Source organism: Pantoea sp. X-Soil-ISGK-285 (assembly GCF_059730815.1).
This window is the reverse complement of sequence record NZ_AP035938.1, coordinates 1,665,299-1,691,609: the sequence shown is the minus strand read 5'-3', so window position 1 is coordinate 1,691,609 and position 26,311 is coordinate 1,665,299. Positions and strand designations below refer to the sequence as shown.

The window sequence follows — 26,311 nt, the reverse complement described above, 5'->3', positions numbered from 1 at the left end:
CGTGCTATGCTTGAGAAATCACTTCTCTCAGGAAGCACAACATGGACTCACCGCTTGCCGCCTCTCTCTGGCAGCAGATGCAGCAGGGATTGCGAGGTCGCGACGCCGCCTGGCTTCTCCCCGCCTTCGTTGATCGCGCCACCTTCTCTTCTGCCTTTGCCGTCAGTGAACTGGCGGCCACCAGCATCGGTCTGGCAACGCAGGCTGCTGCTGCGCTTATCGCCACATCCCGCCCTGAACTCTCTCCGCCCGTCACCGTTAACGTCCGGCTGGCGTCACGCTGGTTTCAGCAGAGCTTTCATCCGCTGAATCGCGCGGCACCCGCGATGTGGGATGCGTTTGCCGGTGACTATCGCAGCCGGGATGGCTGGATCCGTCTGCACACCAACGCCGTGCATCACCGGCTGGCGATGGAGCGGGTGCTGGGCGCGCACGCCGATCGCGCAGCACTGGCGCAGCAGGTGCAACAGTGGCAGGCCAGCGAACTGGAGCAGGCCGTTATTGATGCGGGTGGCTGTGCCGCAGAGATGCGCAGTGCCGCCGCCTGGCAGCAGCATCCGCAGGGCCAGGCCGTGCAGCGCGAACCGCTGTTTAGCTGGCAGACCACACAACAGGCAGCGGCGCCGGCGTGGCCGCTGGCCGAAGCCCGTCCTTTACTGGACATTAAAGTACTGGATCTGACGCGGATTATTGCCGGGCCGGTCGCTACCCGTTTTCTTGCCAGCCTGGGAGCCAGCGTGCTGCGCATCGATCCGCCCGGCTGGCAGGAGCCGACGCTGGATGAAGAGATGAGCTGCGGCAAGCGACGAGCGGTGCTGGATCTGACTCAGACCGCCGATCGCGAGCAGTTTATCCACCTGCTGCGTGAAGCGGACGTGCTGGTGCATGGCTATCGGGCGGATGCGCTGGAACGGCTCGGGTTTGACGCGGAGACCCTTCAGTCACTCTCACCCGGTCTGGTTGATGCCGGCCTGAATGCCTGGGGCTGGCAGGGTCCGTGGCGCAATCGCCGGGGTTTTGACAGTCTGGTGCAGATGGGGTGCGGCATTGCTGAAAGAGGCATGCAGTGGCAGCAGAGCGACAAACCGGTTCCGCTGCCGGTGCAGGCGCTGGATCATGCCAGCGGCTATCTGCTGGCGGCGGCGGTGCTGGAGGGATTACGGCGACGCATTACTGAGGGCCACGGCAGCCAGGTCCGGCTGTCGCTGGCGCGCACCGCGTGGCTGTTGCAGCAACATCCCACCGATCAGCGCACAGGCTCCGGCATTGCGCCGCAGGTTAAGGATAACCTGCCTTGTTACGAATTAACGCCGTGGGGGTTTGGAGTGAGGCTGCGAGCGGCCGCCTGGCTGCCCGGCACCCCACAGCTCTGTGCGACGCCTGGCTGTGCGCCGGGTACGCACCCGGCGACGTGGTGAAGCGAAACATTAGATAATTAGAAAAATAATGTTGATGGCATTAGATTGCTATCTTATTATTTACACATGGCTCAGGGACGAAGTTCATTGAAACGGGGTGCAGAATGGTCAGGGTAGACTGGTCCAGGCGGGCATTGAAGCACCTTATGAAGATCGACAAACGTTACCAGAAAATCATTTACCAGAAGGTGGGTGAGTTAGTCTGTTTCCCGGTCGTCACACTGGACATTAAAAAATTGCAGGGCAGCGATAATCACTACCGGCTGCGGGTTGGCAACTACCGGGTCCTTTTTACGTTAACCGGGGGCGAACCGGTGATTCTGGAAATTACAGAGGTAGCAAGAAGAACATCCGTCACTTACTAAAGTTTTTTGGATACCGGCATAGCCTTACGCACTCACGACCTCTGCTGCGACACACAATTACCCGGATAAACTATGTCAAAACAGTACATCTATGATGAAGCAGGCAAACCCCAGTTTGTGGTCTTGCCGGTGGCGGAATATGAAAGGCTGCTCTCGGCCAGCGATGGCGAATGGGAAACTATTCCTGTGGAGGCTGACGAGCACGACGATGAGACGATCCCGCACGACGTTGCAGGGATCATGATTGAGCAGGAAGTGAGTCTTCAGGCGGCCTGGCGCATCTGGCGGGGGCTCAGCCAGCATGATGTGGCTCAGCAGTTGGGAACCACGCAAAGTGCGATCTCTCAACTGGAGCGTATTGAAAGTAAGCCGCAGAAAAAGACGCGTGAACGTCTCGCAAAACTGTATGGCTGCCGACCCGGGCAATTAATCCTGTGAGCCGATTAAGAGGGTTCAGGTGCCCGAAAAAAAGCACGCCGTATCCAGAGAATCCCCCCCCAGAACCCATTGAGAAAGATGATTCAGCACTGTGCGCCGGGTACGCACCCGGCGACGTGGTGAATCAGGCGTCAGGCGTCTCTTCGCTGCTATCCAGCAGTTCGTTGTACATCGCCTGGATCGCTTCGCGGCTCAGCATGGCAAGAGTACGATAAAAAGCGGTGGTCGCGTGCGCTTCCACTTTACCCAGGAAAGCACCGCACCACGGCAGCAGATACTCTTCAAACAGCGCCATCTGCGCCGCGCTCTCATCTTCCGCTGACTGATCTTCCAGCCATGACGCAGCCAGCATCAGCACACCAAAATGATCAGCAGGCGCATCGCTCAGCGGCATTCCGCGTGACGTTAAAAACGCACGCACTTCTGGCTCCGTTTTGCCTTCCGGCCACTGTGAGGCGTACGGCGGCACGTTGCAATCGCTGCCAACAAACAGCGCGTTGTAATCGGCGGCCAGCGCCTGGGGATCGCTGTTCTGTTGCAGACGGGTCAGCAGCTCATCCTGCTCCAGCGGCCACTGCGACTGCAGTTTGCCTTCACGCAGCAGCGTAAACAGCGGCACCAGCAGCGGGTCCTGCGGCTGACGATTAAACAGTGAGCCGATCACGCGGCACAGAATGGAAAACTCATTCATGAGTCAGATTTCCTTGAGGCAAGTAAATTAAAAGTCAGCCAGTTCAGCAATATGTTTGCCGCTGCGCAGCTCCAGAAAGTCGAGCAGGCGACGCGGCGTGACATTTAACACCCGATCCTCAGGAAAATCCACCTCGCGGGCGATGCGCAGGCAATGACCGAAGTGACCCAGCGTAAACGCCGTGTGGGAATCGGAGCCAAATGCCAGCCGTCCACCGGCATCGCGCACGGCGGCGGCGATAGCCCGGCAGTTCGGTTCACTGCCCGGACGCGAATGGGTAAAGGAGGAGTTGTTCAGCTCCAGCGCCACATCGTAGTGCGCGGCTGCCTCGGCGATAGCCGGGATATCGACCGGGAACTTCGGGTTGCCTGGATGACTGATGATATGGACCAGCCCGCCCGCCATCGCAGCGATCATCGCATCCGTGTGATGTTTCCGGTCGCGCGGCGCATAAACCGGTTCGTGAAAACCGGCGACGATCAAATCCAGCGCATCGAGCATCGGGCCGGAACAGTCGATTTCACCCTGCTGATTTTTAATATTGGCTTCGATACCGCGCAGAATACCCACGCCATCGATCACGCGCGGCCAGACGCGCATATTAATGAAGTGCCAGTAGTGCGGCGCGTCGGCCATGTCGGGGCCGTGATCGGTAATGGCAAACAGTTTCATGCCGGTTTGCTTCGCCTGAGTCACGTAGTCGTGCAGCGTGCTGTAAGCATGGGTGCTGGCGATGGTGTGCATATGCAGATCTACCGGATACATCCTCTTCTCCTGCTGAGTGCCCCTGACGGGGCCGGTTCATTAATAGCCGCGCTGACGATCCACCCTGCCCTGCGGCGGCTCGCCTGCCTGGTCCTGGGTGATGGCGCGGGCGATGTAGTCGATAGCTTCGTCGATCAAGGTTACCGCCGCATTATGGGGCGTGATCGTGACGCGCGGATGTGACCAGAGCGGATGCGCTTCCGGCAGCGGTTCAACCTGAAAGACATCCAGCGCCGCCGCTTTCAGCTGCCCGCTATTGAGCGCGGCCAGCAGATCCTCTTCCACCACCTGCGCGCCACGCGCGATGTTGAGGAAGAAAGCGCCGTGCGGCAGCTGCTGTAAAAAGTGGTGGTCGATAAGATTAATAGTCTCGTGCGTGCTCGGCAGCAGGTTGATCACCACCCGCGTCTCCTGCAGAAAGGCAGGCAATGCATCGCGACCGGCAAAGCTGGTCACGCCATCAATTTCTTTGGGCGAGCGGCTCCAGACGCGTAACGGGAATCCCCAGGGTTTAAGGCTTTCCGCCACACTCTGCCCCAGCACGCCCGCCCCCAGGATGCCGATAGTAAAGTTTTCACGCGTGTAAGCGGGCAGTGGCTGCCAGCACTGTTGCTGCTGCTGGAGACGGTAGTCGTCAAAACGACGGAACCAGCTCAGTACGTTATGAACCGCATACTCCTGCATCTGCCGCGCCATGCCGGTATCTTCCAGCCGGTACAGTGGCACGCTGTCGGGCAGCATCTCAGGGTTCTGCTGCAGCTGTTTCAGAATCTCGTCCACGCCTGCCCCCAGCGCAAAGACGCCGCGCAGGGTGGCGCGTCCCTGCAGCATTTCTGTGGGGGGCGAACGGACCAGCGCGTAATCAGCCGGACCCTTATCGCCTTGCTGCCAGGCACGCACCCGCGCCTGGGGCAGACGCTGTTGTAAACCGTTAATCCAGGCCGCTGCAGACTGCGACGGGTGATACCAGATGATCTCCATCCTGCTCTCCTTTTTTTCTTTCAGCGTCAGGGAAAAGCGAGGTGAGAGCAAGAAAAAACCAGCGTAATAAAGCGGTTTTTTCCATAAAAATAATTCCCGTGGCTTCACATTTCCGGCTCGCTTCAGGGTGAAGTGGTCAGATAAGGTCTAAAGTTGGTCCTGTGGTCAATGCGTTACGCGCGGCCGCGTTTCGGACAAGGAGAAAAACCGATGACAAAAATTGAGGTAAACGCCGCTCCACGGCGTCAGCGTTATGCGCCCTTTCTGCTCACGTTGCTGCTGAGCGTACCCGCCTTCACTGCCCAGGCCGACGACAACAGTCGCATGCTGAATAATCAGCCGCAGCCGCCTGACGTTCGTTTAGGACCGCTGTTTAATGCCGTGCAACAGGCGAAGTTCTATCCCGATCAAAAGACCTTTGCGGATGCGGTGCCGAAATTCGATCCCGCCTCAATTCTTGCCGACTGGCAGATGCAGAAGAAACAGCGCAATTTCGATCTTAAGCGTTTTGTGGATGCCAACTTTACCCTGCCCGCGGCCGGTGACAAATATGTGCCACCAGCCGGACAAAACCTGCGTGACCACATTGATGGCCTGTGGCCGGTGCTGACGCGCACCACCAGCAGCGCCGGTCAGTATGACTCGCTGCTGCCGTTGCCCAAACCCTATGTGGTGCCAGGCGGGCGCTTCCGTGAAGTCTATTACTGGGACAGCTACTTCACCATGCTGGGGCTGGCCGAGAGCGGACACTGGGATAAAGTGCAGGATATGGTGGATAACTTCGCCTCGCTGCTCGACCGCTATGGCCACATTCCCAACGGCAACCGCAGCTACTATCTGAGCCGGTCACAGCCGCCGTTCTTCAGCCTGATGGTCGATCTGCTGGCGACGCACGATAACGGCAAAGCCTATACCCGTTATCTGCCGCAGCTGCAGAAAGAGTATGACTACTGGATGGCAGACAGCGATAAAGTCGTGGCGGGCGCAGCCAGCAAGCGTGTGATTAAGCTGGCGGACGGCAGCCTGCTCAACCGCTACTGGGATGCGCGCGACGTGCCACGTACAGAATCCTGGATGGATGACATTGCCACCGCCCAGAAAGCGCCGCAGAGGAATAAAGCCGAACTCTACCGGGAGCTGCGTTCCGGTGCGGCGTCGGGCTGGGATTTCAGTTCGCGCTGGTTTACCGATGCGCATAACCTGTCGACAATTCGTACCACGCAGCTGGCCCCGGTTGACCTCAACAGCCTGCTGTTCCATCTGGAGCAGACCCTGTCAAAAGGCTATCAGATGAACAAGCAGAGCGATCTGGCGAAGCAGTTTGCCGATCGCGCGGAGAAACGCCAGGCGGCGATCAACCGCTATCTGTGGGACAGCAAGCAGAACTGGTACGCCGATTATGACTGGCAGAAAAAGCAGGTCCATCCTCAGCTGACTGCTGCCGCGCTGTTCCCGCTCTATCTGCAGGTCGCCAGCGATAAGCAGGCTGAAAGCACCGCCAGCGCAGTGGAAAAACAGCTGCTGAAACCTGGCGGTCTGGTGACCACCACCGTGAACAACGGTCAGCAATGGGATGCACCCAATGGCTGGGCACCGCTGCAATGGGTTGCCGTGGAAGGTCTGGAGCACTACAACCAGCCGAAACTGGCGAAAGAGGTGGGATTACGCTTCCTGCAAAACGTCCAGAACACCTATGACCGTGAGCATAAGCTGGTGGAGAAATATGTCGTTGATGGCAAAAATCTCGGCGGCGGCGGTGGCGGTGAGTATCCTCTGCAGGATGGCTTCGGCTGGACCAACGGCGTCACGCTGAAACTGCTGGATAAGTACTGCCCGAAAGATAAAACCTGTAACAGCGCCCACGATATTCCGCAGGCGTCTGCCTCACAACCTTAATCCACTCTGGATACCTCTGGCCTTGCCGGGGGTATCCCCACTTCATTTCCGCGAATTTTACTTGACCTTCTTTCATCAACAGGCAAAATTGCAGCCAATTTACAAAAGGTAATAATTCTCATTATGATAATGAGATTGCCTATCAAAGCTTTTATTCACCTGCCTGAACCTTTGCCAAGAAAGGAATTTTGATGAAACTGTCATTGTCGCTGAAAGGTTATGTTCGCCTCTGCACCCTGGCGCTGACCGCGCCTGCTCTGAGTTTTGCTGCCGATATGGTGGTGACTGCGCAACCGCAGGAAGATTCGACCTCGCCGACCCAGGGCTATCTGGCGACGACCAGCCAGGGCGCAACCAAAAGCGATCGTCCGCTGATCACCACGCCGCAATCGATTTCCGTGGTTACCCGCCAGCAGATGCAGGATCAGGGCGCACTGACCCTGAATCAGGCGCTGGGCTATAGTTCCGGCGTCTTCACCAACTTTGGGGGTGCCGCGACGCGTTACGACACTATTTCGCTACGCGGCTTCCATGGCGGCGATACCGATAATACCTTCCTCGACGGCATGCGACTGATGAGCGACGGTGGCAGTTACAATGTATTGCAGGTCGATAACGCCTTCCTTGAGCGCATCGACGTGATCAAAGGCCCCTCTTCTGCGCTCTATGGTCAGACGGTGCCGGGCGGACTGGTGAACATGGTCACCAAGCGTCCTCAGTTCAGCGAAGAGGGTCACATCCAGTTGCAGGCGGGCAGCAACGCCACCACCGGCACGATGTTTGACTATACCAATGCCATCAACGATCAGTGGGCGTTTCGCCTGACCGGCGTGACCCGCAACAGCGATACCCAGTACGATCACACCCGCGAAGAGAAATATGCGCTGATGCCGCAGCTGATGTGGCAGCCGGATGAAGATACGCATCTGATCCTGAAAGCCTATCTGCAGAAGGATCCGTCGGGCGGTTATCACGGTTCGGTACCGGGTGACGGCAGCCTCACCGAACACAACGGCTACAAGCTGAGCAACGGCTTTTATGAGGGCAACAGCGATCTCGATCAGTTCAAGCGTCGCGAGCAGATCTACAGCTTCGATTTCGCCCATCGCTTCAACGACGTCTGGTCATTTTACTCGACCGGCAGCTACAGCCACTCGAATGTCGATCTCGATCAGGTCTATCAGGTTGGCTGGGATGAAAATAATCCCGACCTGCTGAACCGTTCTTACTCCGGTGAGCGCTCGTCGCTCTCTGCCTGGTCCACCGATAACCGCTTACAGGCGGAGTTCGACACCGGTGAACTGGAGCACCGCGTCACCCTGGGTGCCGAGTATCATCGTTACAAAAATGAGATCAACGCGGCGGGCGGTTCAGCCAGTCAGCTCAATGCCCTGACCGGCGAGCAGGTAGGCGACATGCCGGATTACACCTGGGCAGATAAAACCCGTCGCTACTATCAGACCGGCCTCTATCTGCAGGATGAGATGAAGCTGGATCGCTGGCATCTGGATCTCTCCGGTCGTTATGACCGCATCGTCGCCAATAACAGCGGCAATGAGCGTCGTCAGGATGATCACATCAGCGGCCGCGCTGCGCTGCTCTATGCCTTCGACAACGGCATCTCGCCTTATGTGAGCTGGAGCCAGGCAATTACCCCGACCGCGCTCACCGATTCCAACAATAACCTGCTGAAGCCCACCACCGCGGAGCAGTATGAAGCCGGGGTGAAATATCAGCCGGTCGGCACCCGCGATCTCTATAGCGTTGCGGTCTATGACCTGACGCAGAAAGATGTGGCGAACCGGGAAGCACCGACGCCGTTCTTTACCCCTTCGGGCAAAGTGCATTCACAGGGCATTGAGCTGGAAGCGCGTAATCAGTTAACCCCGCGTCTGAGCACCGTGGCGAGCTATACGCTGAATCATCTGCGCTTTAAAGAGTCGGTGGATGGCAACGACGGACATACGCCATATGTCACACCCAACAGCATGGCTGCACTCTGGGGTCACTATCAGTTTGATTACGGTCTGAGTGCGGGTGCGGGCGTGCGTTACATCGGCAAACAGTGGGCGGACAATGAAAACACCACCCGTGTGCCGTCGGTGACGCTGTTTGATGCGTCAGTGCGGGCCGATCTCGGCGTCTGGAACAGCAGCCTGAAAGGTGCCTGGGTGCAGGTCAACGCCAATAATCTGACCGACCGCACCTATGTAGCGGGCTGTTACGGTACGGGCTTCTGCTACTGGGGCGCAGAACGCAGCGTGATGGCGACAGTCGGTTACGACTTCTGATAGCAAAATAAGAGATAAAAAAAGGGGACGAATCGCTTCGTCCCCTTTTTCTTTTAAACCTTTACGGTCAACTGCGTACTTTGCGGTAGATAAACAGCACCACGATGGCACCGATAACAGCGACCACAAAACTTCCGAAGTTAAACCCATCGACGCGGCCGAAGCCAAACAGCGTACTGATCCAGCCACCCACTACTGCACCGATAATACCCAGAACGATAGTCAGAATGAAACCGCCACCGTCTTTACCCGGCATAATCCACTTCGCCAGAATACCTGCGATTAAGCCAAAGACGACCCAGGAAATAATACCCATCTGTTGCTCCTTCCTTTTTTGATTAAATCGTGAACGCCTGATTAATCAAGCGGTTTACCGCGATAAGTATAACCAGCTTTTCAAAAAATGCCTGCCTGCTCACAGTTATTATTGATGAATAGCATGCTAAAGCTTTTTTTAGCCGCGCCGATAACCGAGACGAGGCAAAAAAACCGCATCAATAAAGTAACCCCCTTGTGGAGCAGGACGTGAAAGAAGCCGACCAGGAACAATATCTAAAACGTGGCACGCTGGCGGTTCTTGGCGTTATGAAAGATCTGCTGCGATTGCAGACGCCATTACTGGTGCGCTTTCCGCGTGGGCAGTTTATCAGCCGGATGCTGGCTGCCGATGAAGATCACCTGCTGTTTGACCTCGGCAGTAATAATCTGGATAACGATTATGCCCTGACCAGCGACGATCTCAGTATCACTGCGGAAACCTACGGCGCTAAGGTGGAATTCAGCCTCGCCGCGCTGGAAATCGTGGAGTTTGAAGGGTTACCCGCTTTCAGCGCGCCGCTGCCAGGCCTGCTGTGGCAGATCCAGCGACGTGAGTTTTTCCGTGTCTGCGCCCCGCTGGAGCCGCAGTTCTGGTGTCATACCGTGTGGCCCGATGGCAGGAAAACGCGCCTGCGTCTGCAGGATCTGTCGCTGGGCGGTATCGGCGTGCTGGTCGATGAAGCGCTGCCGGACGGGTTGCAGGACGGTGACAGTTTCAATTCGTTCCGGGTCGAGCTGGGCGAGTATGGCCATTTTGACGTGCCGGTAAAGCTGCTGAGCATTGGCGAGCGCAGCGTGGTGACCGGCAAAAATGAAACCCGCATCACACCGCGACTGAGCTTTCGTTTTGCCACGCTGAACCCGGCGCAGGAGCGGCAGCTTCAGCAGATTATTTTTGCCCTTGAGCGCCTGGCGCGCGATAAATCGACCCGATTCCAGTAACCGCTTTACGGATGCGCCACACAGGTGGGCCGCATCCAGGCTATGCTTCTTGCTTGTTTTCTTTTAAACCGGAACCCAGCAAGGAGACCCTCCCCAATGGAAAACTGGCTCTCTTCACGTCGTTTTCACTCCCTCTTTTTTAATCAGGAACTCTGGCTAAACAGCGCCATCGTGGTGGTGTCCACGCTGGTGATTTACTGGATATTACGTACTCTGATTCGCTTTATCTCCAACCGGATTGCCCTTTACAGCGAACATCGTCATGTTCGCGCCACTGCGATTCTGGTGGAGATATTGCGCAGTACCAGCCAGACCCTGCTGCTGATCTTTTCGCTGCTGATTGCCCTGAAGTTTGTCGATCTGCCCGCGTCGTGGAGTGTAACCATCGCGCACGGCTGGTTCCTGGCGCTGATTGTGCAGCTCGCTCTGTGGCTCGACTGTGGCATCCGGCTATGGCTGAAAAGTCTGCTGCGTGACCCGCTGCACGTGCGCAACCCGGTCACTACGGTGATCCTCGGGATTCTGCTGCGGGTAGTGGTCTGGATCATGATGTTCCTGGCCATTCTGTCGAACATGGGCATCAACATTACCGCACTGGTCGCCAGCCTTGGGGTTGGTGGTATCGCGATTGCGCTGGCGATTCAGACCGTACTGAGCGATGTGTTTGCTTCACTGGCGATAGGCTTTGATAAGCCGTTTGAGCATGGCGATTTTATTGTCTTTGGTGACATTGCCGGTTCCATTGAGCATATCGGCCTGAAAACCACCCGACTGCGCAGCCTGAGTGGCGAGCAGATTGTCTGCTCAAATACCATTCTGTTGCAGCAGACGATTCACAACTATAAGCGCATGCAGCAGCGCCGCATCGTCTTTAAGTTTGGTATCAGCTACGCCACGCCGTCAGAGCAGGTTCGGGAGATCAGCCCGCTGGTGAAAGAGATTATCCAGGGCGTTGAGACCACCCGTTTTGACCGCGCCCACTTCCTGGCCTTTGAGGATTCAAAACTGACCTTCGAAGTGGTCTATTTTGTGCTGAATGCGGATTACAACAAGTACATGGATATACAGCAGGAGATTAACCTGCAGCTGATGGCGGCACTGGAAGAGCGAAATATCCGCTTCGCCTTCCCGATTCGTCAGGTGGAATTCAGTGGCGGCAATCTGCCACCGGTGGATCTGGTTGCGGTACAGAATGATGATGACGAGGTGCGCAGAATGACGCGCTAAATCAGTGCCCGCCTTCCTTTTCAGGCGTGGCGGGCATAACAAGCCGGTGCGGGCGGAATCGTGACCGCACCGGCTGCTTCATCCCTTGCATTCAGCCGTTCCGCCTTACCGCTTACTGATGCCGGTAGCAGCTTACGCCGAGATACTCACTGAACGCTTCCTGCAGCACACCGGCCGTGGCAGAGTGATTCATCGCCACATGATGCTCAAAGCCGTTACGGCAGATCCACGCCAGCAGTGTCTCCAGCTGCGGCACCTGGATCACCGCACGGCAACCTACCGTGTCCAGCGGATCGGTGACCGACATTCCCTCTCCCACATAGGCTTTGATTTCGCCGCTGAAGTCGTCGGTAGAGAGGCGGAAATAGGTCAGATCGCCCTGCTTCATGCGGCCATGCACTGCGCCACAGGTGTTCTCTTTGCCCACGGTGGTGCCGATGATATCCGCCGTGCCCATGGTCGCTGACTCCAGGCTGGCGCTGGCGAAATTACCACAGTGAAACAGCACACATTTGTCCCGCTCGTCACCAAAGTTGTTGTTCCAGTCTGCCAGCGAGGCGGGGTTCAGCGAGCAACTGGCGAGCGCATACATCGACAGCGCCCCCATCACATCCACTTCGCAGGCGCTGGGCATCAGCTGGCCCGACATCACGCTCATGATTGAGCAAACGTTAATGCCCAGGTTCTCCTGCAACGACGTCCAGCACTGAATGGCGGTGGTATCGATATCGTTGTCGCTGATCCACTCGCTGATCACCACAAACAGTTTGGCCATGGTCACCAGTTTGTCACCCGGAATCCCCCGCGCATCGGCGTTGGCCTCCAGGATTTCACTCTTCTCTGCCACGCGGATATCGTCATCGCGCAGCCGGTTGGTGCGGGTAAAGATCTCCGATAAATCCAGGGTCTCCACCGCGATGCCCATCTTCTCCAGCAGCTTTTCGCTGTAGCGCACGGTGTTGAATCCGGCGGGCCGGGCACCAATTGCCCCGACGCGTACCCGGCGCATGGCATTCACCACCCGACAGAGCTGGCTGAACCGCTGCAGATCCTGCATAAACACGTCGCCGCTCAGTGCGCAGACGTGCTGGCGGGTCAGCGTAAACGGGATGCCATATTGCCGCAGGTTGTTGCAGAGTGAAATTTTGCCGCAGAAGCTGTCGCGGCGGGTCGCCAGCCCCATTTTATCCAGATTGTCCTCTTCGGCCTGCACCAGCACCGGCACGTTCAGCCCGGCGAGACGCAGCGCTTCCGCGATGGCTTTTTCATCACCAAAGTTTGGCAGCAGCACCACAATGCCGTGAATCGCTTCGCGGTGCTGACGAAACAGCGCGGCACAGGTTTTCGCCTCCTGACGCGTCTCGACGCCGCCCAGATTGGTCTGGGTCTCATCCAGCATCACCGTATTAATGTTCATCTTTTCAAACAGCGCGACCGCCTGCTGGCGCGCCTCGCCCACCAGATAGCTGGGAAAAAAACCCCGGTTGCCAATAATGACGCCGAAGGTTAACTGCTGAGGAAGTGTTGACATGGCTCTGCTCCGGATAAGGATTAATGTGGCTGATAACGACAGCGTGCAACGGCGTCAATCCAGCCTTTATAGTTTTCCTGCATACACTGCGCGTGCTCTTCACGCGGCATGATGACGCTGCCGCCCTGCAGCGCCTGCATATCACTGCCCTGCTGCCACCATCCCAGCACTTTGCCTGCCAGCAGTGCCGCGCCCAGCGCGGAGACCTCGGCGGTAGGCACCCGCTGCAACGGCCGCTGTAACACATCCGCCTGTAACTGCATCAGCCAGCTATTTTCGGTGGCGCTGCCATCCACACAGAGCGCCGGAAGCTGCTGGCCGCTGGCCTGCTCCATGGCAAAAAAGACGTCGGCGATTTGCCAGACGATCGACTCCAGCGCCACCCGCGCCAGCACGGCGGGTGTGGCGGCATCCGTCAGTCCGCACACCATGCCGCGCGCCTGCAGATCCCACCAGGGCGCGCCCAGGCCAGAGAGCGCCGGGACAAAATAGATGCCCTGATTGTCGTCGCAGCGCTGCGCCATCGCGGTGAGCTCGCGCGGCTCCTGCACGCCGAGCATTCTGCCCAGCCAGGCGGCACCGGAACCGGTGTGGGTGATGTTGCCTTCAAAGGCATAACGCAACGTGCCGTCATGCCAGGCCACGGTGGTGCTGAGGCCATTTTCCGTCAGCAGCGGTGTTGCCATGGACATCATCAGTGAAGACCCGGTGCCGTAGGTGGCTTTCACCACTTCAGACTCGCCGCGCCGCTGCGCCTGTAAGGCGGCATGAGAGTCGCCGATGCGCGCCAGAATCGGCGTGCCTGGCGCTAAGCCGGGAATATCATTCACCGCGACCACGCCCTGTTCACTGGCTGAAGCGGTGATGCGCGGCAGCGCGGCGCGCGGCAGTTGAAACAGCGTCAGCAGCTCGTCGTCCCAGTCATTAAGATGCAGGCTGTAGAGTTGAGTACGGGAGGCGTTAGCATGATCGGTAATAAATACCTCGCCCGCGCTGAGCTGCCAGCTGAGCCAGCTGTCGACCGTGCCGATACAGAGTTCACCCGCCGCCGCCCGCGCCGCGCCGTCGGGAATGGCGGCCAGCATCCCGGTCAGCTTGGCGGCCGGAAACATCGGGTCAACGGCCAGGCCGGTCAAACCGGTGATGCGAGGTGCTTTGCCCGCCTGACGCAGGTCGCGACAGAGTGACTCGGATCGTCGATCCTGCCAGCTCACCAGCGGCGTCAGCGGCTTGCCGTCACGCCGCTGCCAGATCAGCACCGACTCGCGCTGATTACTGATCGCCACAGCCGCGACAGGCGCGCCACCACAGGCTGCCAGGCAGTGGGTAATGGCCTCTTTTACCGCCTGCCAGATCGCCACAGGGTCCTGCTCAGCCAGTCCCGGTTGCGGGTGTTGCAGGGTTAAGCTCTGGCTGCCGCGTGCCACCACGCGGCCATCGCGATCAACCGCAATCGCTTTAGCATTGGTAGTGCCTTCGTCGATCGCCAGAATCAGGGGTCCCACCATGTTTATGCTCCTGCGCAGATGCGCGCTGCACTGTTCACCACGCTACTGGCATCAATGCCATGATGGGCGCGGGTAGAGGCGCGATCGCCGGCAATTGCATATTCCCCATCAGCAATGCCGAGCCGCAACAGCGGGATGCCGCAGCCGCCTTCCGCCAGCACTTCGGCCACCAGGCTGCCGACACCGCCATTAACGTTATGCTCTTCTACGGTAATCACCGCTGGGTAGTGATTTAACAGGTTGCGCAGCTGTTGGGTATCACAAGGTCGAATCGATGGAACCGCGATCACACCGGCTGAAATGCCCTGCTCAGCCAGTTGCTCAGCAGCGTGAACCACCTCGTGAACCGTTGAGCCCATCGCCACCAGTGCGATGTCGCTGCCTTCACGCAGCAGGTCGATCGCGCCCGGCCTGAACTGGTAGCTTTCCGCGTGCAGCTGCGGCAGATCTTTGCCATCCAGACGGATATAGACCGGCCCGACATGCTCAAGGGCGTAATCGATGATCTGACGGCACTCCAGCGGACAGGAAGGCGCATAGATCTCGATGTTGCCGAAACCGCGCATCACCGCAATGTCATCAATGCTGTGATGGGTACTGGCTAACGGGCCATAGCTGGTCCCGGCATTCAGCCCGAACAGTTTGACGTTGGTGTTGTTGTAGCAGACGTCAACTTTTACCTGCTCATTGGCGCGTGACACCAGAAACGGCGCAGCATTACAGGTCACTGCGACCTTGCCGCCCAGCGCCAGACCGGCCGCCGTGCCCACCAGCGTCTGCTCAGCGATGCCGACGTTAATCAGCCGGTCGGGAAACGCCTTGATAAAGGGGGCGATTTTGGCCGTCGACGTGGAGTCGGCTACTACCGGCACCAGATCCACACCGCGATTCACTGCGTCGATAAAGGCCGTGACCATGACGCTTGCTAGATGTTGTGCATTACTCATCTTTCAGTTCCTCCAGTGCCAGTGCGATCTCTTCGCCTTTCGGCACCCGGTGATGCCATTCCGCCTTGCTCTGGATAAAGGAGACGCCAAATCCCTTCTCGGTATGCGCCACAATCACCTGCGGTTTGCCGTTCTTCGGCAGGTTTTCAATGGTGTCGACCACCGCCGCCATATCATTGCCGTTGCATTCGGTGACCTCCAGCCCGAAGGCGCGCCATTTTTCCGGCAGCGGATCGGTGTTCATGATGTCGCGGGTCGCGCCCGCCAGTTGCAGCTTGTTTTTGTCATTGATGATGATCAGGTTGTCGAGGCCGTAATGCGCCGCCACCAGCGCCGCCTCCCAGTTGCTGCCTTCAGCCAGTTCACCATCGCCGGTCACCACAAAGATGCGGCGCGGGCTGTTATCTTTTTTCGCCGCGATAGCGATGCCCACCGCCACCGGCAGGCCGTGACCCAGCGCGCCGGTGTTCAGCTCAACGCCCGGCGTTTTCTGCCGTACCGGATGGCCGGGCAGATGCGAGTCGGCATGCTGGTAGGTTGCCAGCCAGTCGGTCGGGAAGTAGCCCGCTTCCGCCAGCACGCAGTAATAGCCCCCCACCGCATGCCCTTTGGACTGGATATAGATGTCACGCTGATCGTCGTCTGTACGATCCGGTGCGCAGTTCAGAATGCGGAAGTAGAGCGCGGTGAGGATCTCTACCTGTGACAGGTCAGCGCCGGTATGACCGCCTGCCGGGCTGCCCGCGTTAAGCTGGATGATGCGGCGGCGGATTGCCCGCGCCCGGCGCTCAAGGTCATCGACCGGAAGATTGAAAGGATTCATACACTACCTCTGAATTTTAAATCGGTTATGAATATATATTCACGTCGGTTAAAAAATTTTGTGCCTGAAAAAAAGGGGCTAATAAAGTGAACCGCCCTTTGTTCGCTATTCTGCCCGTTAAACCGGGCAGGCCGTCCGCTGCCATGAATCACTCAGCGGCACCTCCTGTCAGGTTTCACGCACTTTCCCGTCAGGGTTTTGCCGGTGACCGGTTCACTGCCCAGCATCTCACGCACGATCCACGGCACATCGATGCTGCTGACCGGCGCTTCGGCCTGAAAGCGCCCGTCGCGCAGAATGGTGATCACGTCGCCAATTGCCATCAGCTCTTCCAGCCGGTGGGAGATGTAAATCACGGTAACGCCCTGCTGCGTCAGGTCGCGGATCACCCGGAACAGGATCTCCACTTCGGTTTTGCTCAGCGCCGAGGTCGGCTCGTCGAGGATCAGGATGTCTGCATCTTCCGCCAGCGCTTTGGCAATCTCGACCAGCTGCTGCTGACCCACCTTGAGATTACCGACCCGCTCATGGGGTGAAATCGGCTGATCCAGGCGCGCCATCAGCGCGGCGGTGCGGCGAGCCTGCTCCGCCTCGTTGATCGGGGCCAGGCCGCGCTGGATCTCCCGGCCCAGAAACAGGTTTTCAGCCACCGTCAGGTTCTCAAACAGATTCAGCTCCTGGTGCACCATGCCGATGCCGTGCCGGGCGGCGTCGCGGGTGCTGCTCAGCGTCAGCGGCTCGCCATTCAGGAACAGCGAACCGGCCGTGGGCTGCTGTACCCCGGCCAGAATTTTCATCAGGGTCGATTTTCCCGCCCCATTCTCACCGATGATGACGTTAACTTTGCCGCGCCAGACCCGATAGTCGACGCGATCCAGCGCCAGCGTGCCGGGAAACAGCATCGATATCTGTTCGGCCCGCAGAATGATCTCATCGTCCATCAGGGCGTCCCCCGCTTCAGCTCAACCGCCACCACATCTTCAACGCTGTTCTGCCCGATGGTTACGGCCAGCAGCGCCTGCACCGGCTGGTTGACCCAGCTGGCATCCAGCGGTGGCAGTTGCTTCACCGCGTGACGGTTCAGCGCCCGGGTCAGTTGGGCGTACTGCACCTGATTGGTAAACTCTTCGAAACGGAATCCGGCGGCATCCCGGATAGCGTTACTGCGCAGCACCGGCCCGACACTGACCGCCACCGGCTTGCCGTTAATCATCAGCGTCAGCGTGCGTTCACGCGGGTTACTCTCATCAAAGGCGCTGGCTGTCCCCCCGGCTCGCACGAAGACGCTTTCGCGCCCGCCGGGTTTGACCGTCTGACTTTTCGCCTCCATGTCGGCCCAGCTCAGCGCATGGCTGTTCGCGGTGGTCATCACGCGCGGCTGCCAGGTCTCTTCCGCAATCTGCTGCGGTGTCTGGGTGGTATAGCTGGGTTTCGCGTGCGGATCCTTCGGCAGAATCGGCTTACCGTCCGCGTCCAGATCCACCACGGTGCAGGCGCTGAGCAGCGCCATACCGGTCAATACCGCCAGCATCCGTTTCATGGTTATTTCGCCAGGTTGAAGTTTTTCAGCTTAGCGGCGTTGCTGTCGTCAATCAGCACGCAGTCCATGAGCTGCTTCTCCTGTTTCTGCGCTTTGCCGTTCTTCAGGTAGTAATCCGCCTGCGTGACCGCCATCTGCGCCTGATCCCAGCCCGGCTGCAGCACCGTCGCTTTAATATTGCCTTTGTTAAGGATCGAATCGCGGGTGTAGTCGCTGCCATCAAAGCCCACCACGATCACCGATGTTTTCCCGGCGGCTTTCAGCGCGGCTTCGGCACCCAGCGCCATGGTGTCGTTACCGGAGATGACGCCAACGATGTTGGGGTGTTTCTGCAGCAGGGTTTCCATGCGGCTGAAGGCTTCGGTCTGGCTCCAGTTGGCGCTCTGCTGAGCCACCATTTTCATGTCGCTGTAGTCATCCAGCACATCGTGATAGCCCTGCGACCGCACGCCCGCGTTGGTATCAGACTCTTTGCCCAGCAGCTCTACATAGTCCCCTTTGCCGCCCAGCAATTTCGCAAATTTCTCCGCGCCCAGCTGCGCCCCCTGATAGTTGTTAGAGACGATCTGCGCCACCGCGATGCCGGTTTTGTTGATCTCCCGGTCAATCAGGAAGGTCGGGATCCCGGCATCTTTGGCTTTCTGCACCGGCCCGACGGTGGCGTCGGCACCAGCGTTATCAAGAATGATCGCTTTGGCTTTGCGCGCAATCGCGGTCTCAATCAGCTGGTTTTGCTTGTTTACGTCATCATCGTGCGACGCCACCAGCGTGGCGTAACCCAGCTCTTTGGCTTTCGCTAAGGCCCCTTCCGCCTCGGCTTTAAAGAACGGGTTGTCATGGGATGGGGTGATAATCGCCAGCAGGCCTTGCTCTGCCGCCAGCGCGGTCGCTGAAAAGGCGAGCATCGATGCGAGCAGGGTCAGTTTGATCAGAGGACGAGTCATTATTTTTCTCCGCTTGAATATATATTCACACGCGATTTTATATGCATAATGACTATGCGCCCGCGCTGACGTGCCGTCCAATGCGCGATCGTCAAAAAGCGAAAATGATCACAAATTAGCCTGCGTTGTGATTTTGATCATCCTGGTTAACAATACCGGGCAGAATCAGAGAGGGAAAAACCGATGGCAAAACAGGATGAACAGCGATTGATGGTGAAAATTGCCACCCTTTACTATGTCGAAGGGTTGAAGCAGTCAGAGATTGCGCAGTCGCTGACCTTATCGCAGTCGTTTGTCTCACGCATTCTTAATCGCAGCGTGAAAGAAGGTGTGGTCAAGATCAGCGTGGTGCCACCAGCCAACGTCTACCCTGAGCTGGAAAAGGCCATTGAGCAGACCTATAACCTGCCGCAGGCGATTGTGGTGGATGTGCCGGACCATGCGTCGTCGCTGCAGATTAAGCAGGCGATTGGATCGGCGGCCGCTCACTATCTGGAGACCCGACTGCGAAACGATGAGCTGATTGGTATTTCGTCATGGAGCGGCACGATCCGGGCGATGGTTGATGCGCTGCATCCGCTCAACAGCGCCTGCAAAGGGGTGATCCAGCTGCTGGGTGGCGTCGGGGCTAACGGCAATGTGCAGGCCACGATTCTGACGCAAAATCTGGCAGCGCTGCTGAACTGCCCCGCCTGGCTGCTGCCGTCCCAGTCGATTGAGCATTCGGTCAGCGATCGCCAGCGGCTCTCTGCCAACGCAGAGGTCGCCGAGGTGCTGAGTAAATTTGAGCAGGTCGACCTGGCGATTGTCGGCATTGGCGATCTGGAGCCGTCGGCGCTGTTACGTAATTCGGGCAACTACTACGATGGCAGGATGCTGCAAACGCTGGCGGCGCGCGGTGCGGTAGGCGATATCTGTCTGCACTATTTCGACGCCTGCGGACAGCCGGTGCTGAAAGCAGAAGAAGATCCGGTGATTGGTATGGAGCTGGCACAGGTAAAACAGTGTCCACAGGTGGTCGGGCTGGCAGGCGGAAGAGAGAAAGCGCAGGCGATTCGCGGTGCGCTGCTGGGCGGCTACATCAAGGTGCTGATCATCGACTATCCCACGGCGCGGCTACTGCTCACGCCGCAGGATTCATCACAACCGGTCAGATAGTGCGGTAAGCCGTGGTGACTTTCCACAGATAGCGCGGGGCCTGCGCCGCCGGATGCTTGTTCTGCACATGCTGATAGAACTCATCCGGTGACATCGCATTGATCATCGCAATGGCCCGATCGCGATCGCTGGAGAAAGTCCGCAGTAACGCCCCTGCGCCGTTGGCATAAGAGACGATGGTGGCATAGCGCAGGGTCAGCGGATCGCGGATGCCCGACAGCGCGGAGTTCTGCAGAATGCGGATATAGGCGGTGCCGATATCAATATTTTTGGCCGGATCGCGCAACTCGGCATTCGACGGCTGACCACGACGGCCCAGCGTGCGATAGACTTCGCGCCCGGCGGTCGAAGCTTTAATCTGCATCAGCCCCACCGCATTTGAACGGCTCACCACGCCCGGATTTCCACCCGACTCGACACTGATAATGGCGCTGATCAACTTCTCATCAACGCCATAATGACTGGCGGCATCTTCGGTAAACATCGCCCAGGTGCCATTGACGCTGGACGGCGGTGCCTGAGTTAATGGCGTGTTGCGCTGCTTAACGGCATGGTGCGGTGGCTCGCTGGCACAGCCAGTCAGGAGTAACGCTGAGAGTATAAGGTGTCGGATTTTCAGCAATTTTTCATCTCGTAGCTGTTGTGGCGAATGCTATCATACCCAGGCAGCCTGAGAGCAAAATTACCGTTTATCCTAAATGCATGAAAATGCGGCGCGTACCGTGACTTCAGCGGCGCTTTTCGCCATCATCGCCGTCAGTCAGGCGCTAACAGCAGGAAAGTATGATGATTTCACGTTCAGTTCGTCTTATCTCCCCCTCCGGTTACTGTCACAATCAGCCTGCGGCGCTGCAGGGCATTGCACGACTGCGTGCGGCCGGCCATCAGGTAGAGAACGAGCAGGTGATTACCCGCCGTTTTCAGCGCTTCGCCGGTACGGACGCGGAGCGCCTGGCGGATATCAACCAGCTTGCCAGTCTCAGCACGCTGCCCGATGTGGTGCTGGCGGTGCGTGGCGGTTATGGTGCCAGCCGGTTACTGGAGTCCATCGACTACATCGGCCTGCAACGCCGTCTGCTGAATCAGCCGCTGGCGCTGTGCGGCCACAGCGACTTCACCGCGATTCAGCTGGCGCTGCTGGCGCAGGTCGGCCTGATTACCTTCAGCGCACCGATGCTGGCCGGTAACTTCGGCGCCGCGACCTTATCTGAATTTACCCTTCACCACTTCTGGCAGGCACTGACTTCACCTACAGTAGAGGTGAGATGGCAAAGCGAAACGCCTGATGAGGGCGAATGGCAGGGTACGCTGTGGGGCGGGAATCTGGCGATGATCTGCTCACTGGTTGGCACGCCGTGGATGCCGCAGTTTGAGAACGGCATTCTGGTGATTGAGGATGTGAATGAGCATCCGTTCCGCATTGAACGCATGCTGATTCAGCTGCAGCAGAGCGGCATTCTGGCGCGACAGCGGGCGATCGTTACCGGCAGCTTCACCAGTACAGCCCTGACAGAATATGACAACGGGTTTGACTTCAGAACCGTCTGGCAGCGACTGCGTGACACCACCGGTCTGCCGCTGATTTGTGGATTAGATTTTGGTCATGCCGCTGACACCGTAACACTGCCTTTGGGTGCCAGCGCACGATTAGCGGTCAGCCAGGGCCACGCCCGTTTGCAGGCGACCGGGCATCCCGTCCTGCGGGAATAGCGTTTGTTTCAGGAGATCGACATTGAAGCCGTTGTATGACGATTTGTGGATCTCAACCCCGGAATTTCCGGTGGAAGATGCCGTTAATGACCTGATGATGCATGGCTTTATGCTGCGTCACCCGCGCGGCAATCTGTTGATTGGCCGCGTAGAAAATCCGCTCGATCATGAAGTCATGGCCGATACCGGCGGCGTTATCCGCCACTACCTCACCCACTGGCATGAATCCGCGCCCGGTGCGGCGCTGATCCAGCAGCGCTTCAGCAGCGCACTTTACTGCCATAGCCGATCGCTGGGCCCCATCAGCCGTTTTGCTGAGCCTGATGACACCTTTTCGCAGCAGGAGACGCACTTCGGGGATTTCCATCTGCTGCCAACGCCAGGACACACACCGGGCAGTTGCAGCTATCTCTACACCTCGCCGCTGGGGCTGACCTATCTGTTTGTTGGCGATACCGTGACACGTTCGCATGATCGCTGGATCACGGTGCTGGTGCCGGACAGTAATCCGGCTGAGCTGAGCCAGACGCTGGAGTTTTACCGCTCCCTGCGTCCCGACGTGGTGCTGATGAGTACCACGCGCGGGCATCTCTCCTGGAAAAAAGTTACGCTGCAGAGCTGGCTGGCCGCGATTGATGAAGCAGAACAGCATCCGCTGGATTTGCGTCAGCAACCGTTGTTCTGATTACAGGGCTTTCGTCAGATAGTGGCGCTGATGATGCCGTGGATAGTTATCCAGGCTGAAGCGCAGCGTATAGCCGAGCTTTTCATAGAACGGTCGTGCCTGAAAACTGGCGGTATCCACCTGGGCAAAGCGGCAGCCGCGATCCCGCGCCTCCTGCTCTGCCGCCTGCATCAGCTTGCTGCCCGCCCCCTGCCCGCGTAGCGCCTCACTCACCCACAGCATATCAATCCGCAGCCAGTTTCCGGCGGTTGATCCGGTCAGTCCGGCCAGCTTTCGGCCCTGGTCATCACGAATAAACACGCCGATCGATCTGATCTCATCAATATTAATATATTTGCTGTTGAACGCAGTCAGACCCAGCCTGACTTCATCCAGATCCTGCGTTGTGACCTTATCGGTAATCTCGGGTTGCATAGTGGCTCCCTGGGTTAAGTGTCGGAGTGCTGACGATCGTCGTAGCGCTCCAGGCTCAACGCATCAACATCGCGTTTTTCGCTGCGGCTGCAGGGCAGCAGTTTATCGCTGTCGCGGTAGACAAAAAAGGTCGCCTGGCTGCGCTGGTTCACAATCAGCTGATCGCCATTGCGAAAGCGGGTAATCGCCACCTTATCACCCGCCTCTAAACGGGTACGCTGCTGACCGGCGGCAATCTGGAAATGCCCCGGCGGCCACATTAACGTGGTTAAACCATATTCGGCACGCGAAACGGTCATGGTTGTCCGGCCGGGACAGTTAAGCTGAAATTCCGTCTCACTCCAGGCGGGTGCGATGTGACAGGCCAGCAGGCCCAGGGCAATTAATGCTGCCTTCATGCTGTTTCTCCGCTGATTTTATTGAGATTTTTTAGCTTAACACATCACAGGACGGAGAAGGGACGCGGGGCAACCCGCAGCAAGACCATTGAAAGATAGAATCGGCGTGCGAAGTAATCTGAAAGTTGAGAAAAAATGAAGTAATCCGGCCAGCGTAACAGGCTGCCACACTGACCGGATATGATTATTCGGCTGCTACCTCGGCGGCCACTAACATCAGTGCCAGCCCGGCATTCTCGCTATCGTAAGCCTGCATTGCTGCACGTATATCCGCTGAACAAGCGATCACCTGTTGCTTCTTATCGGCTTCTAACTGGTCAATCGCATGGCGAATAATCATTAGACTTGCTTCTTCTTCGTTCATCATTTATCCCTGAATTTGCCTAAGTGGTGCGCAAAGGAGCCAAGAATAACGTTTATTGATAAGCAAAGTCACCCTTTTACATTCCTGTTGCTTAACGATTAAACAAATCACAAACAGGAAGCGCAGCGTAAACTGCTATGATTAAGTAATCAGTGACGCAGCAGGATAGACTCTGCGCCACGAAACTCCCAGGGATTGAAGCAGGTAGAAAATCATGATGCGTCTCAGCATTTTTATCCTCATCGCGATGGTGACTGGATGTTCATCTGGCCCGAAAGGGGTGGAATGTCCGGGTGAGGTCTCGACAATTTATGGTCAGTCGATGGGGCATACCCAAGGCGTGATTTTTGATCTGGTTAATAGCTTCACCGTGACCCGGGATAAGGTCAGCGTTAAGAGTGGCCCGCTGCAGTCGCTGGATCGCTTTAAATATGTTCCCTCCGCCGTCACGCCTGAGGGCTATTACGCGCAGCGCCTGTCAGATAAGCAGTTCCGCCTGATCAACCCTTACCAGGACACCCAAATCACCTGGACCTGTCCATAAGGGATGAATCCTGCTGCCAGATGGTTTATTGTCAGGAAACGTCAAGCAGCAGGTCTCCCCGATGGAAAAGCGTCTGGATAACAACGGTTATATCGACTTCCCCTTCCCCGCCACCCGCAATGCGGATGGCTCCGTGAATCCCTGTGGCTTTGATCTGACGCTGGAAACCGGTCGCCTTGAGGAGATCGCGGTGCTGAACCATTCAGTGAATCTGCGGCGGCTGGTCGAGGAGATCAATCTGCAGGAGGGGCTGTTTATGACCCTGGCCTGCGACTGGCAGCAGCAGGCAGATGCGGTCTGTGGCTTTATCGATGTGGCTTTTCGTCCCGACCTGCCGCAACACGGCTTTGAGGAGGCGCTGCAGCTGGAAGCGAACTTTTATCGCTACCTGACCGGGCAGGAGCAGCAACATCAGATGCCCGCCGAGACGCTGGTCAATTATGCCCGCTCGGTACTCGACTGGAGCTGGTCGCCGCTGCGCCAGCGTCAGCGCGATTATGAAAAGATCACTATTCAGTTCTATTGCCCGCAGGCGGATGACGCCGAATGGTGTTTTGATCATCTGCGTCACTTCCTGGTGAGCGTCTATCCGGCCTGCGTCGCCGCCCGTTCACTCTGATCCTCATTGCACCCGGAGTCGCTATGCGTTCTGCTGCGCTGTCTGCTGTCACGCTGTTCTGCTCACTGTTTTTTGCCGCTGCTGTCCAGGCCGATCGCTGCCAGCAAATTCGCGCCGGTCTGGATATCGGTTCCGGCACCACCAAAATTGCGGTAGCCCGTGTCAATGTCTGCCAGCTGCGCATCGAAAAGATGCTGTATCAGGATCAGCGCGCCGTGGCCTGGAACGAGGCCTTAGCGCATTCAACAGATAATCAGCTCGGCCCGGCGATGACTCATGAAGGTGCCGCTGCCCTGCAGCAGCTTTTAACGCAGGCACGGCGCTTTCATCCACAGCGCATCAGCGGCGTTGCCACTGCGGTGTTCCGCAACGCCAGCAACGGACAGGCGGTCATCGATCAGTTGCAGCGCCAGACCGGTGCGCAAATCAGCATCATCTCGCAGCAGCAGGAAGCGAAACTCGGTTTCCTCTCTGCTAAAGCCGCGCTTAACGATCCGGCGATCCGTGATGAGCAACTGCTGGTCTGGGATATTGGTGGGGGATCGATGCAGATGACTGCCTGGCGACAGCAGGCGGGTCAGGCGGTTGCAGATATCTATCAGGGCAAACTGGCCTCGGTGACGTTGAAAAACTTTATTCTGACGGTGCTGAAGAACAGCCCGGAGGCCAAATCCCCTAATCCGATTGGCTCCTGGCGGCAGTCGGTGCTGCGCTTTGTGCAATTTTATGCCGCTAATGAGGTCAGTCCGCAGATTAAACAGGATCTGGCGAGCCGTCGGGTCATTGGCATCGGCGGCGTCCATGGTTTTTCAATCCGTAATCAGTTACCGGGCAAACCCCATCGCTACAGCCTGACGACATTAAGTCAGCTGTCGCAGCAGCAGGTCTGGAAAGGCGACAGTGAACTCCCGGGCGACTACCGGGCCACTGATGTCAGCAATCTCTTACTGGTTGAAGGTTATATGCAGGCGCTGAAAATTAATGAGGTTACGATTGTTGAGGCCAGTCTGATTCAGGGCGTGCTGCTGCAGTAGCGCAGCCTTTCCGCACTATGCTAAACCTCAGGCTTAATCAGCCGGATAGCATGATCCAGCATCCGCTGCTCATCCCGTTCACTGTGGGCCCGCTGCTGACGTATACGTTTAAGCAGGTCGTAGATTTCGCCACGGCGGGTGTCATGGCCGCGCTCCGACAGCACAATGACCGCATCGCCAATGACCCGGCAGACTTCGTCATAGTCGTCATCATTCAGTGCATCACGTTTCATTGCTTATCCTCCGGCTGTAGCTTTGGCTATGGCTGTGGCAGCGCCTGAGTGCGCCTCTCTTTCCAAAGGCTAGACAGTAAATCCCTTACCCGCAAACGCAGCGCCATTAACAGCCAGAAATGATTTTTTAGCCCATTTTCCTCCGCTGGAGGAGCAGAATTCACTATCTTTGCTACGCTTTGAGGGTCTCACTCAAAACCAAGGAGCAATAAATGTCAGGAAAAATCGAAGATAAAGTAAAAGAAGCCGCTGGCGCAGTTCAGGAACAATGGGGTGCAGCAACCGGTTCATCTGAGCATCAGGCTAAAGGCGCAGCACGCCGTTACACCAACCAGGCAAGCTATGCTGCCCGCGATGCTGCTGACTGTATCAAGGATCAGGTTCAATCCAATCCTGTTGCAGGTCTGGCCGTTGCTGCAGGCGTTGGCGTATTTATCGGCTTCCTGCTGGGCCGCAAGTAATCGCGCTGAACGTCAACAGAACGGGAGCCACTGGCTTCCGTTTTTTTTTGCCTGGACTCTCTCCGC

The 26,311-nt window shown here is 57.6% G+C and carries 29 protein-coding genes and 1 pseudogene; 14 read left to right on the top strand and 16 right to left on the bottom strand.

What is annotated here, in order from left to right; genetic code table 11:
* Window positions 1-41: 41 nt before the first annotated feature.
* The 3 genes from AC6I8B_RS08100 to AC6I8B_RS08090 all read left to right on the top strand — a co-directional run bounded on the left by AC6I8B_RS08100 (window position 42) and on the right by AC6I8B_RS08090 (window position 2,221).
* The gene (locus tag AC6I8B_RS08100; protein WP_157351891.1) at window positions 42-1,418 is read left to right on the top strand and encodes a CoA transferase; all 1,377 of its coding nucleotides are present in this window, start codon (window positions 42-44) and stop codon (window positions 1,416-1,418) included.
* A gap of 104 nt (window positions 1,419-1,522) precedes the next feature.
* Entirely contained in the window at window positions 1,523-1,783 is a 261-nt protein-coding gene (locus tag AC6I8B_RS08095; protein ID WP_010246155.1) for a type II toxin-antitoxin system RelE family toxin, read from the top strand.
* Between the two features lie 72 nt (window positions 1,784-1,855).
* Window positions 1,856-2,221 carry a helix-turn-helix domain-containing protein gene (locus tag AC6I8B_RS08090; protein WP_010246157.1) on the top strand — a complete coding sequence of 122 codons (366 nt, stop codon included), beginning with the start codon at window positions 1,856-1,858 and terminating at the stop codon, window positions 2,219-2,221.
* A gap of 124 nt (window positions 2,222-2,345) precedes the next feature.
* Here AC6I8B_RS08090 and AC6I8B_RS08085 read toward each other — a convergent pair whose 3' ends face one another.
* From AC6I8B_RS08085 to ghrA, 3 genes are read right to left on the bottom strand one after another with little or no spacing between them, the layout of a single operon-like run.
* Window positions 2,346-2,912, bottom strand: a complete 567-nt coding sequence (locus AC6I8B_RS08085) for a TorD/DmsD family molecular chaperone (RefSeq protein WP_010246159.1) — start codon at window positions 2,910-2,912, stop codon at window positions 2,346-2,348.
* A gap of 27 nt (window positions 2,913-2,939) precedes the next feature.
* The gene (locus AC6I8B_RS08080; RefSeq protein ID WP_157351890.1) at window positions 2,940-3,677 is read right to left on the bottom strand and encodes a phosphatase; all 738 of its coding nucleotides are present in this window, start codon (window positions 3,675-3,677) and stop codon (window positions 2,940-2,942) included.
* 39 nt (window positions 3,678-3,716) lie between these two features.
* Complete coding sequence (ghrA, locus tag AC6I8B_RS08075; protein ID WP_157351889.1) at window positions 3,717-4,658, bottom strand: glyoxylate/hydroxypyruvate reductase GhrA; 942 nt, start codon at window positions 4,656-4,658, stop codon at window positions 3,717-3,719.
* A 210-nt stretch (window positions 4,659-4,868) separates the two neighbouring features.
* On the opposite strand from ghrA, the gene treA reads away from it, so the two are divergent.
* Complete coding sequence (gene treA / locus AC6I8B_RS08070) at window positions 4,869-6,554, top strand: alpha,alpha-trehalase TreA (RefSeq protein ID WP_089414304.1); 1,686 nt, start codon at window positions 4,869-4,871, stop codon at window positions 6,552-6,554.
* A 191-nt stretch (window positions 6,555-6,745) separates the two neighbouring features.
* Window positions 6,746-8,845 carry a TonB-dependent siderophore receptor gene (locus AC6I8B_RS08065; RefSeq protein WP_010246166.1) on the top strand — a complete coding sequence of 700 codons (2,100 nt, stop codon included), beginning with the start codon at window positions 6,746-6,748 and terminating at the stop codon, window positions 8,843-8,845.
* A gap of 67 nt (window positions 8,846-8,912) precedes the next feature.
* On the opposite strand, the gene AC6I8B_RS08060 is transcribed toward AC6I8B_RS08065, so the two are convergent.
* Complete coding sequence (locus AC6I8B_RS08060; protein ID WP_010246168.1) at window positions 8,913-9,161, bottom strand: GlsB/YeaQ/YmgE family stress response membrane protein; 249 nt, start codon at window positions 9,159-9,161, stop codon at window positions 8,913-8,915.
* A gap of 209 nt (window positions 9,162-9,370) precedes the next feature.
* Between AC6I8B_RS08060 and AC6I8B_RS08055 the strand changes: the two genes are divergently transcribed.
* The gene (locus tag AC6I8B_RS08055) at window positions 9,371-10,105 is read left to right on the top strand and encodes a flagellar brake protein (RefSeq protein ID WP_022625830.1); all 735 of its coding nucleotides are present in this window, start codon (window positions 9,371-9,373) and stop codon (window positions 10,103-10,105) included.
* A 96-nt stretch (window positions 10,106-10,201) separates the two neighbouring features.
* A complete protein-coding gene (locus tag AC6I8B_RS08050) occupies window positions 10,202-11,332 on the top strand; it encodes a mechanosensitive ion channel family protein (protein ID WP_157351888.1) in 1,131 nt (376 codons plus the stop codon).
* A 112-nt stretch (window positions 11,333-11,444) separates the two neighbouring features.
* On the opposite strand, the gene AC6I8B_RS08045 is transcribed toward AC6I8B_RS08050, so the two are convergent.
* The 7 genes and pseudogenes from AC6I8B_RS08045 to AC6I8B_RS08015 all read right to left on the bottom strand — a co-directional run bounded on the left by AC6I8B_RS08045 (window position 11,445) and on the right by AC6I8B_RS08015 (window position 18,625).
* Entirely contained in the window at window positions 11,445-12,863 is a 1,419-nt protein-coding gene (locus AC6I8B_RS08045) for an L-fucose/L-arabinose isomerase family protein (RefSeq protein ID WP_157351887.1), read from the bottom strand.
* Between the two features lie 20 nt (window positions 12,864-12,883).
* Window positions 12,884-14,371: an FGGY family carbohydrate kinase gene (locus tag AC6I8B_RS08040; RefSeq protein ID WP_157351886.1), complete on the bottom strand. Its 1,488-nt coding sequence runs from the start codon at window positions 14,369-14,371 to the stop codon at window positions 12,884-12,886.
* 2 nt (window positions 14,372-14,373) lie between these two features.
* On the bottom strand, window positions 14,374-15,318 hold the full coding sequence (locus AC6I8B_RS08035; RefSeq protein WP_010246183.1) for a transketolase family protein: 945 nt from the start codon (window positions 15,316-15,318) through the stop codon (window positions 14,374-14,376).
* Complete coding sequence (locus tag AC6I8B_RS08030; RefSeq protein ID WP_010246187.1) at window positions 15,311-16,141, bottom strand: transketolase; 831 nt, start codon at window positions 16,139-16,141, stop codon at window positions 15,311-15,313. The genes AC6I8B_RS08035 and AC6I8B_RS08030 overlap by 8 nt, the downstream gene beginning before the upstream one ends.
* A 182-nt stretch (window positions 16,142-16,323) precedes the next feature.
* Window positions 16,324-17,082 (bottom strand): annotated as a pseudogene (locus AC6I8B_RS08025) (ATP-binding cassette domain-containing protein); the annotation flags it as partial.
* Entirely contained in the window at window positions 17,082-17,681 is a 600-nt protein-coding gene (locus AC6I8B_RS08020; RefSeq protein WP_033771476.1) for a DUF2291 family protein, read from the bottom strand. The pseudogene AC6I8B_RS08025 and the gene AC6I8B_RS08020, both read right to left, overlap by 1 nt.
* Before the next feature lie 2 nt (window positions 17,682-17,683).
* Window positions 17,684-18,625 carry a D-ribose ABC transporter substrate-binding protein gene (locus AC6I8B_RS08015; RefSeq protein ID WP_010246199.1) on the bottom strand — a complete coding sequence of 314 codons (942 nt, stop codon included), beginning with the start codon at window positions 18,623-18,625 and terminating at the stop codon, window positions 17,684-17,686.
* Between the two features lie 183 nt (window positions 18,626-18,808).
* Between AC6I8B_RS08015 and AC6I8B_RS08010 the strand changes: the two genes are divergently transcribed.
* A complete protein-coding gene (locus tag AC6I8B_RS08010; protein ID WP_157351884.1) occupies window positions 18,809-19,783 on the top strand; it encodes a sugar-binding transcriptional regulator in 975 nt (324 codons plus the stop codon).
* On the opposite strand, the gene emtA is transcribed toward AC6I8B_RS08010, so the two are convergent.
* A complete protein-coding gene (gene emtA / locus AC6I8B_RS08005) occupies window positions 19,776-20,405 on the bottom strand; it encodes a membrane-bound lytic murein transglycosylase EmtA (protein ID WP_010246204.1) in 630 nt (209 codons plus the stop codon). The two genes, AC6I8B_RS08010 and emtA, sit on opposite strands and share 8 nt — an antisense overlap.
* A gap of 164 nt (window positions 20,406-20,569) precedes the next feature.
* Between emtA and ldcA the strand changes: the two genes are divergently transcribed.
* Both ldcA and AC6I8B_RS07995 read left to right on the top strand, forming a co-directional pair.
* The gene (ldcA, locus tag AC6I8B_RS08000; RefSeq protein WP_082787949.1) at window positions 20,570-21,493 is read left to right on the top strand and encodes a muramoyltetrapeptide carboxypeptidase; all 924 of its coding nucleotides are present in this window, start codon (window positions 20,570-20,572) and stop codon (window positions 21,491-21,493) included.
* A gap of 22 nt (window positions 21,494-21,515) precedes the next feature.
* Complete coding sequence (locus AC6I8B_RS07995) at window positions 21,516-22,178, top strand: MBL fold metallo-hydrolase (RefSeq protein WP_010246210.1); 663 nt, start codon at window positions 21,516-21,518, stop codon at window positions 22,176-22,178.
* On the opposite strand, the gene AC6I8B_RS07990 is transcribed toward AC6I8B_RS07995, so the two are convergent.
* From AC6I8B_RS07990 to AC6I8B_RS07980, 3 genes are all read right to left on the bottom strand, one after another.
* Window positions 22,179-22,592, bottom strand: a complete 414-nt coding sequence (locus tag AC6I8B_RS07990) for a GNAT family N-acetyltransferase (RefSeq protein WP_010669877.1) — start codon at window positions 22,590-22,592, stop codon at window positions 22,179-22,181. It lies immediately after the preceding gene.
* A 14-nt stretch (window positions 22,593-22,606) separates the two neighbouring features.
* Window positions 22,607-22,990, bottom strand: a complete 384-nt coding sequence (locus tag AC6I8B_RS07985) for a hypothetical protein (protein ID WP_010246217.1) — start codon at window positions 22,988-22,990, stop codon at window positions 22,607-22,609.
* A 184-nt stretch (window positions 22,991-23,174) separates the two neighbouring features.
* On the bottom strand, window positions 23,175-23,354 hold the full coding sequence (locus AC6I8B_RS07980; RefSeq protein ID WP_010246220.1) for a hypothetical protein: 180 nt from the start codon (window positions 23,352-23,354) through the stop codon (window positions 23,175-23,177).
* 214 nt (window positions 23,355-23,568) lie between these two features.
* Between AC6I8B_RS07980 and AC6I8B_RS07975 the strand changes: the two genes are divergently transcribed.
* From AC6I8B_RS07975 to AC6I8B_RS07965, 3 genes are all read left to right on the top strand, one after another.
* A complete protein-coding gene (locus AC6I8B_RS07975) occupies window positions 23,569-23,898 on the top strand; it encodes a hypothetical protein (RefSeq protein ID WP_010246223.1) in 330 nt (109 codons plus the stop codon).
* 61 nt (window positions 23,899-23,959) lie between these two features.
* Window positions 23,960-24,517 carry a hypothetical protein gene (locus tag AC6I8B_RS07970; RefSeq protein ID WP_022625839.1) on the top strand — a complete coding sequence of 186 codons (558 nt, stop codon included), beginning with the start codon at window positions 23,960-23,962 and terminating at the stop codon, window positions 24,515-24,517.
* A gap of 23 nt (window positions 24,518-24,540) precedes the next feature.
* Window positions 24,541-25,551: a Ppx/GppA phosphatase family protein gene (locus tag AC6I8B_RS07965; protein WP_157351881.1), complete on the top strand. Its 1,011-nt coding sequence runs from the start codon at window positions 24,541-24,543 to the stop codon at window positions 25,549-25,551.
* Window positions 25,552-25,571: 20 nt separating this feature from the next.
* Here the strand turns inward: AC6I8B_RS07965 and AC6I8B_RS07960 are convergent, their stop codons facing one another.
* Window positions 25,572-25,784, bottom strand: a complete 213-nt coding sequence (locus AC6I8B_RS07960; protein ID WP_010246232.1) for a DUF2767 family protein — start codon at window positions 25,782-25,784, stop codon at window positions 25,572-25,574.
* A gap of 212 nt (window positions 25,785-25,996) precedes the next feature.
* Here AC6I8B_RS07960 and AC6I8B_RS07955 point away from each other — a divergent pair, with 212 nt between their 5' ends.
* Window positions 25,997-26,245, top strand: coding sequence for an ElaB/YgaM/YqjD family protein (locus AC6I8B_RS07955; RefSeq protein ID WP_010246235.1), 249 nt, complete (start codon window positions 25,997-25,999; stop codon window positions 26,243-26,245).
* Window positions 26,246-26,311: the final 66 nt, after the last annotated feature.

What these genes read in the sequence shown, in the direction of transcription:
- AC6I8B_RS08100 (WP_157351891.1), top strand. Translation starts at nt 42, where the DNA reads ATGGACTCACCGCTTGCCGCCTCTCTCTGGCAGCAGATGCAGCAGGGA.
- AC6I8B_RS08095 (WP_010246155.1), top strand. Translation starts at nt 1,523, where the DNA reads ATGGTCAGGGTAGACTGGTCCAGGCGGGCATTGAAGCACCTTATGAAG.
- AC6I8B_RS08090 (WP_010246157.1), top strand. Translation starts at nt 1,856, where the DNA reads ATGTCAAAACAGTACATCTATGATGAAGCAGGCAAACCCCAGTTTGTG.
- AC6I8B_RS08085 (WP_010246159.1), bottom strand. Translation starts at nt 2,912, where the DNA reads ATGAATGAGTTTTCCATTCTGTGCCGCGTGATCGGCTCACTGTTTAAT.
- AC6I8B_RS08080 (WP_157351890.1), bottom strand. Translation starts at nt 3,677, where the DNA reads ATGTATCCGGTAGATCTGCATATGCACACCATCGCCAGCACCCATGCT.
- ghrA (WP_157351889.1), bottom strand. Translation starts at nt 4,658, where the DNA reads ATGGAGATCATCTGGTATCACCCGTCGCAGTCTGCAGCGGCCTGGATT.
- treA (WP_089414304.1), top strand. Translation starts at nt 4,869, where the DNA reads ATGACAAAAATTGAGGTAAACGCCGCTCCACGGCGTCAGCGTTATGCG.
- AC6I8B_RS08065 (WP_010246166.1), top strand. Translation starts at nt 6,746, where the DNA reads ATGAAACTGTCATTGTCGCTGAAAGGTTATGTTCGCCTCTGCACCCTG.
- AC6I8B_RS08060 (WP_010246168.1), bottom strand. Translation starts at nt 9,161, where the DNA reads ATGGGTATTATTTCCTGGGTCGTCTTTGGCTTAATCGCAGGTATTCTG.
- AC6I8B_RS08050 (WP_157351888.1), top strand. Translation starts at nt 10,202, where the DNA reads ATGGAAAACTGGCTCTCTTCACGTCGTTTTCACTCCCTCTTTTTTAAT.
- AC6I8B_RS08045 (WP_157351887.1), bottom strand. Translation starts at nt 12,863, where the DNA reads ATGTCAACACTTCCTCAGCAGTTAACCTTCGGCGTCATTATTGGCAAC.
- AC6I8B_RS08040 (WP_157351886.1), bottom strand. Translation starts at nt 14,371, where the DNA reads ATGGTGGGACCCCTGATTCTGGCGATCGACGAAGGCACTACCAATGCT.
- AC6I8B_RS08035 (WP_010246183.1), bottom strand. Translation starts at nt 15,318, where the DNA reads ATGAGTAATGCACAACATCTAGCAAGCGTCATGGTCACGGCCTTTATC.
- AC6I8B_RS08030 (WP_010246187.1), bottom strand. Translation starts at nt 16,141, where the DNA reads ATGAATCCTTTCAATCTTCCGGTCGATGACCTTGAGCGCCGGGCGCGG.
- AC6I8B_RS08020 (WP_033771476.1), bottom strand. Translation starts at nt 17,681, where the DNA reads ATGAAACGGATGCTGGCGGTATTGACCGGTATGGCGCTGCTCAGCGCC.
- AC6I8B_RS08015 (WP_010246199.1), bottom strand. Translation starts at nt 18,625, where the DNA reads ATGACTCGTCCTCTGATCAAACTGACCCTGCTCGCATCGATGCTCGCC.
- AC6I8B_RS08010 (WP_157351884.1), top strand. Translation starts at nt 18,809, where the DNA reads ATGGCAAAACAGGATGAACAGCGATTGATGGTGAAAATTGCCACCCTT.
- ldcA (WP_082787949.1), top strand. Translation starts at nt 20,570, where the DNA reads ATGATTTCACGTTCAGTTCGTCTTATCTCCCCCTCCGGTTACTGTCAC.
- AC6I8B_RS07990 (WP_010669877.1), bottom strand. Translation starts at nt 22,592, where the DNA reads ATGCAACCCGAGATTACCGATAAGGTCACAACGCAGGATCTGGATGAA.
- AC6I8B_RS07985 (WP_010246217.1), bottom strand. Translation starts at nt 22,990, where the DNA reads ATGAAGGCAGCATTAATTGCCCTGGGCCTGCTGGCCTGTCACATCGCA.
- AC6I8B_RS07980 (WP_010246220.1), bottom strand. Translation starts at nt 23,354, where the DNA reads ATGAACGAAGAAGAAGCAAGTCTAATGATTATTCGCCATGCGATTGAC.
- AC6I8B_RS07975 (WP_010246223.1), top strand. Translation starts at nt 23,569, where the DNA reads ATGATGCGTCTCAGCATTTTTATCCTCATCGCGATGGTGACTGGATGT.
- AC6I8B_RS07970 (WP_022625839.1), top strand. Translation starts at nt 23,960, where the DNA reads ATGGAAAAGCGTCTGGATAACAACGGTTATATCGACTTCCCCTTCCCC.
- AC6I8B_RS07965 (WP_157351881.1), top strand. Translation starts at nt 24,541, where the DNA reads ATGCGTTCTGCTGCGCTGTCTGCTGTCACGCTGTTCTGCTCACTGTTT.
- AC6I8B_RS07960 (WP_010246232.1), bottom strand. Translation starts at nt 25,784, where the DNA reads ATGAAACGTGATGCACTGAATGATGACGACTATGACGAAGTCTGCCGG.
- AC6I8B_RS07955 (WP_010246235.1), top strand. Translation starts at nt 25,997, where the DNA reads ATGTCAGGAAAAATCGAAGATAAAGTAAAAGAAGCCGCTGGCGCAGTT.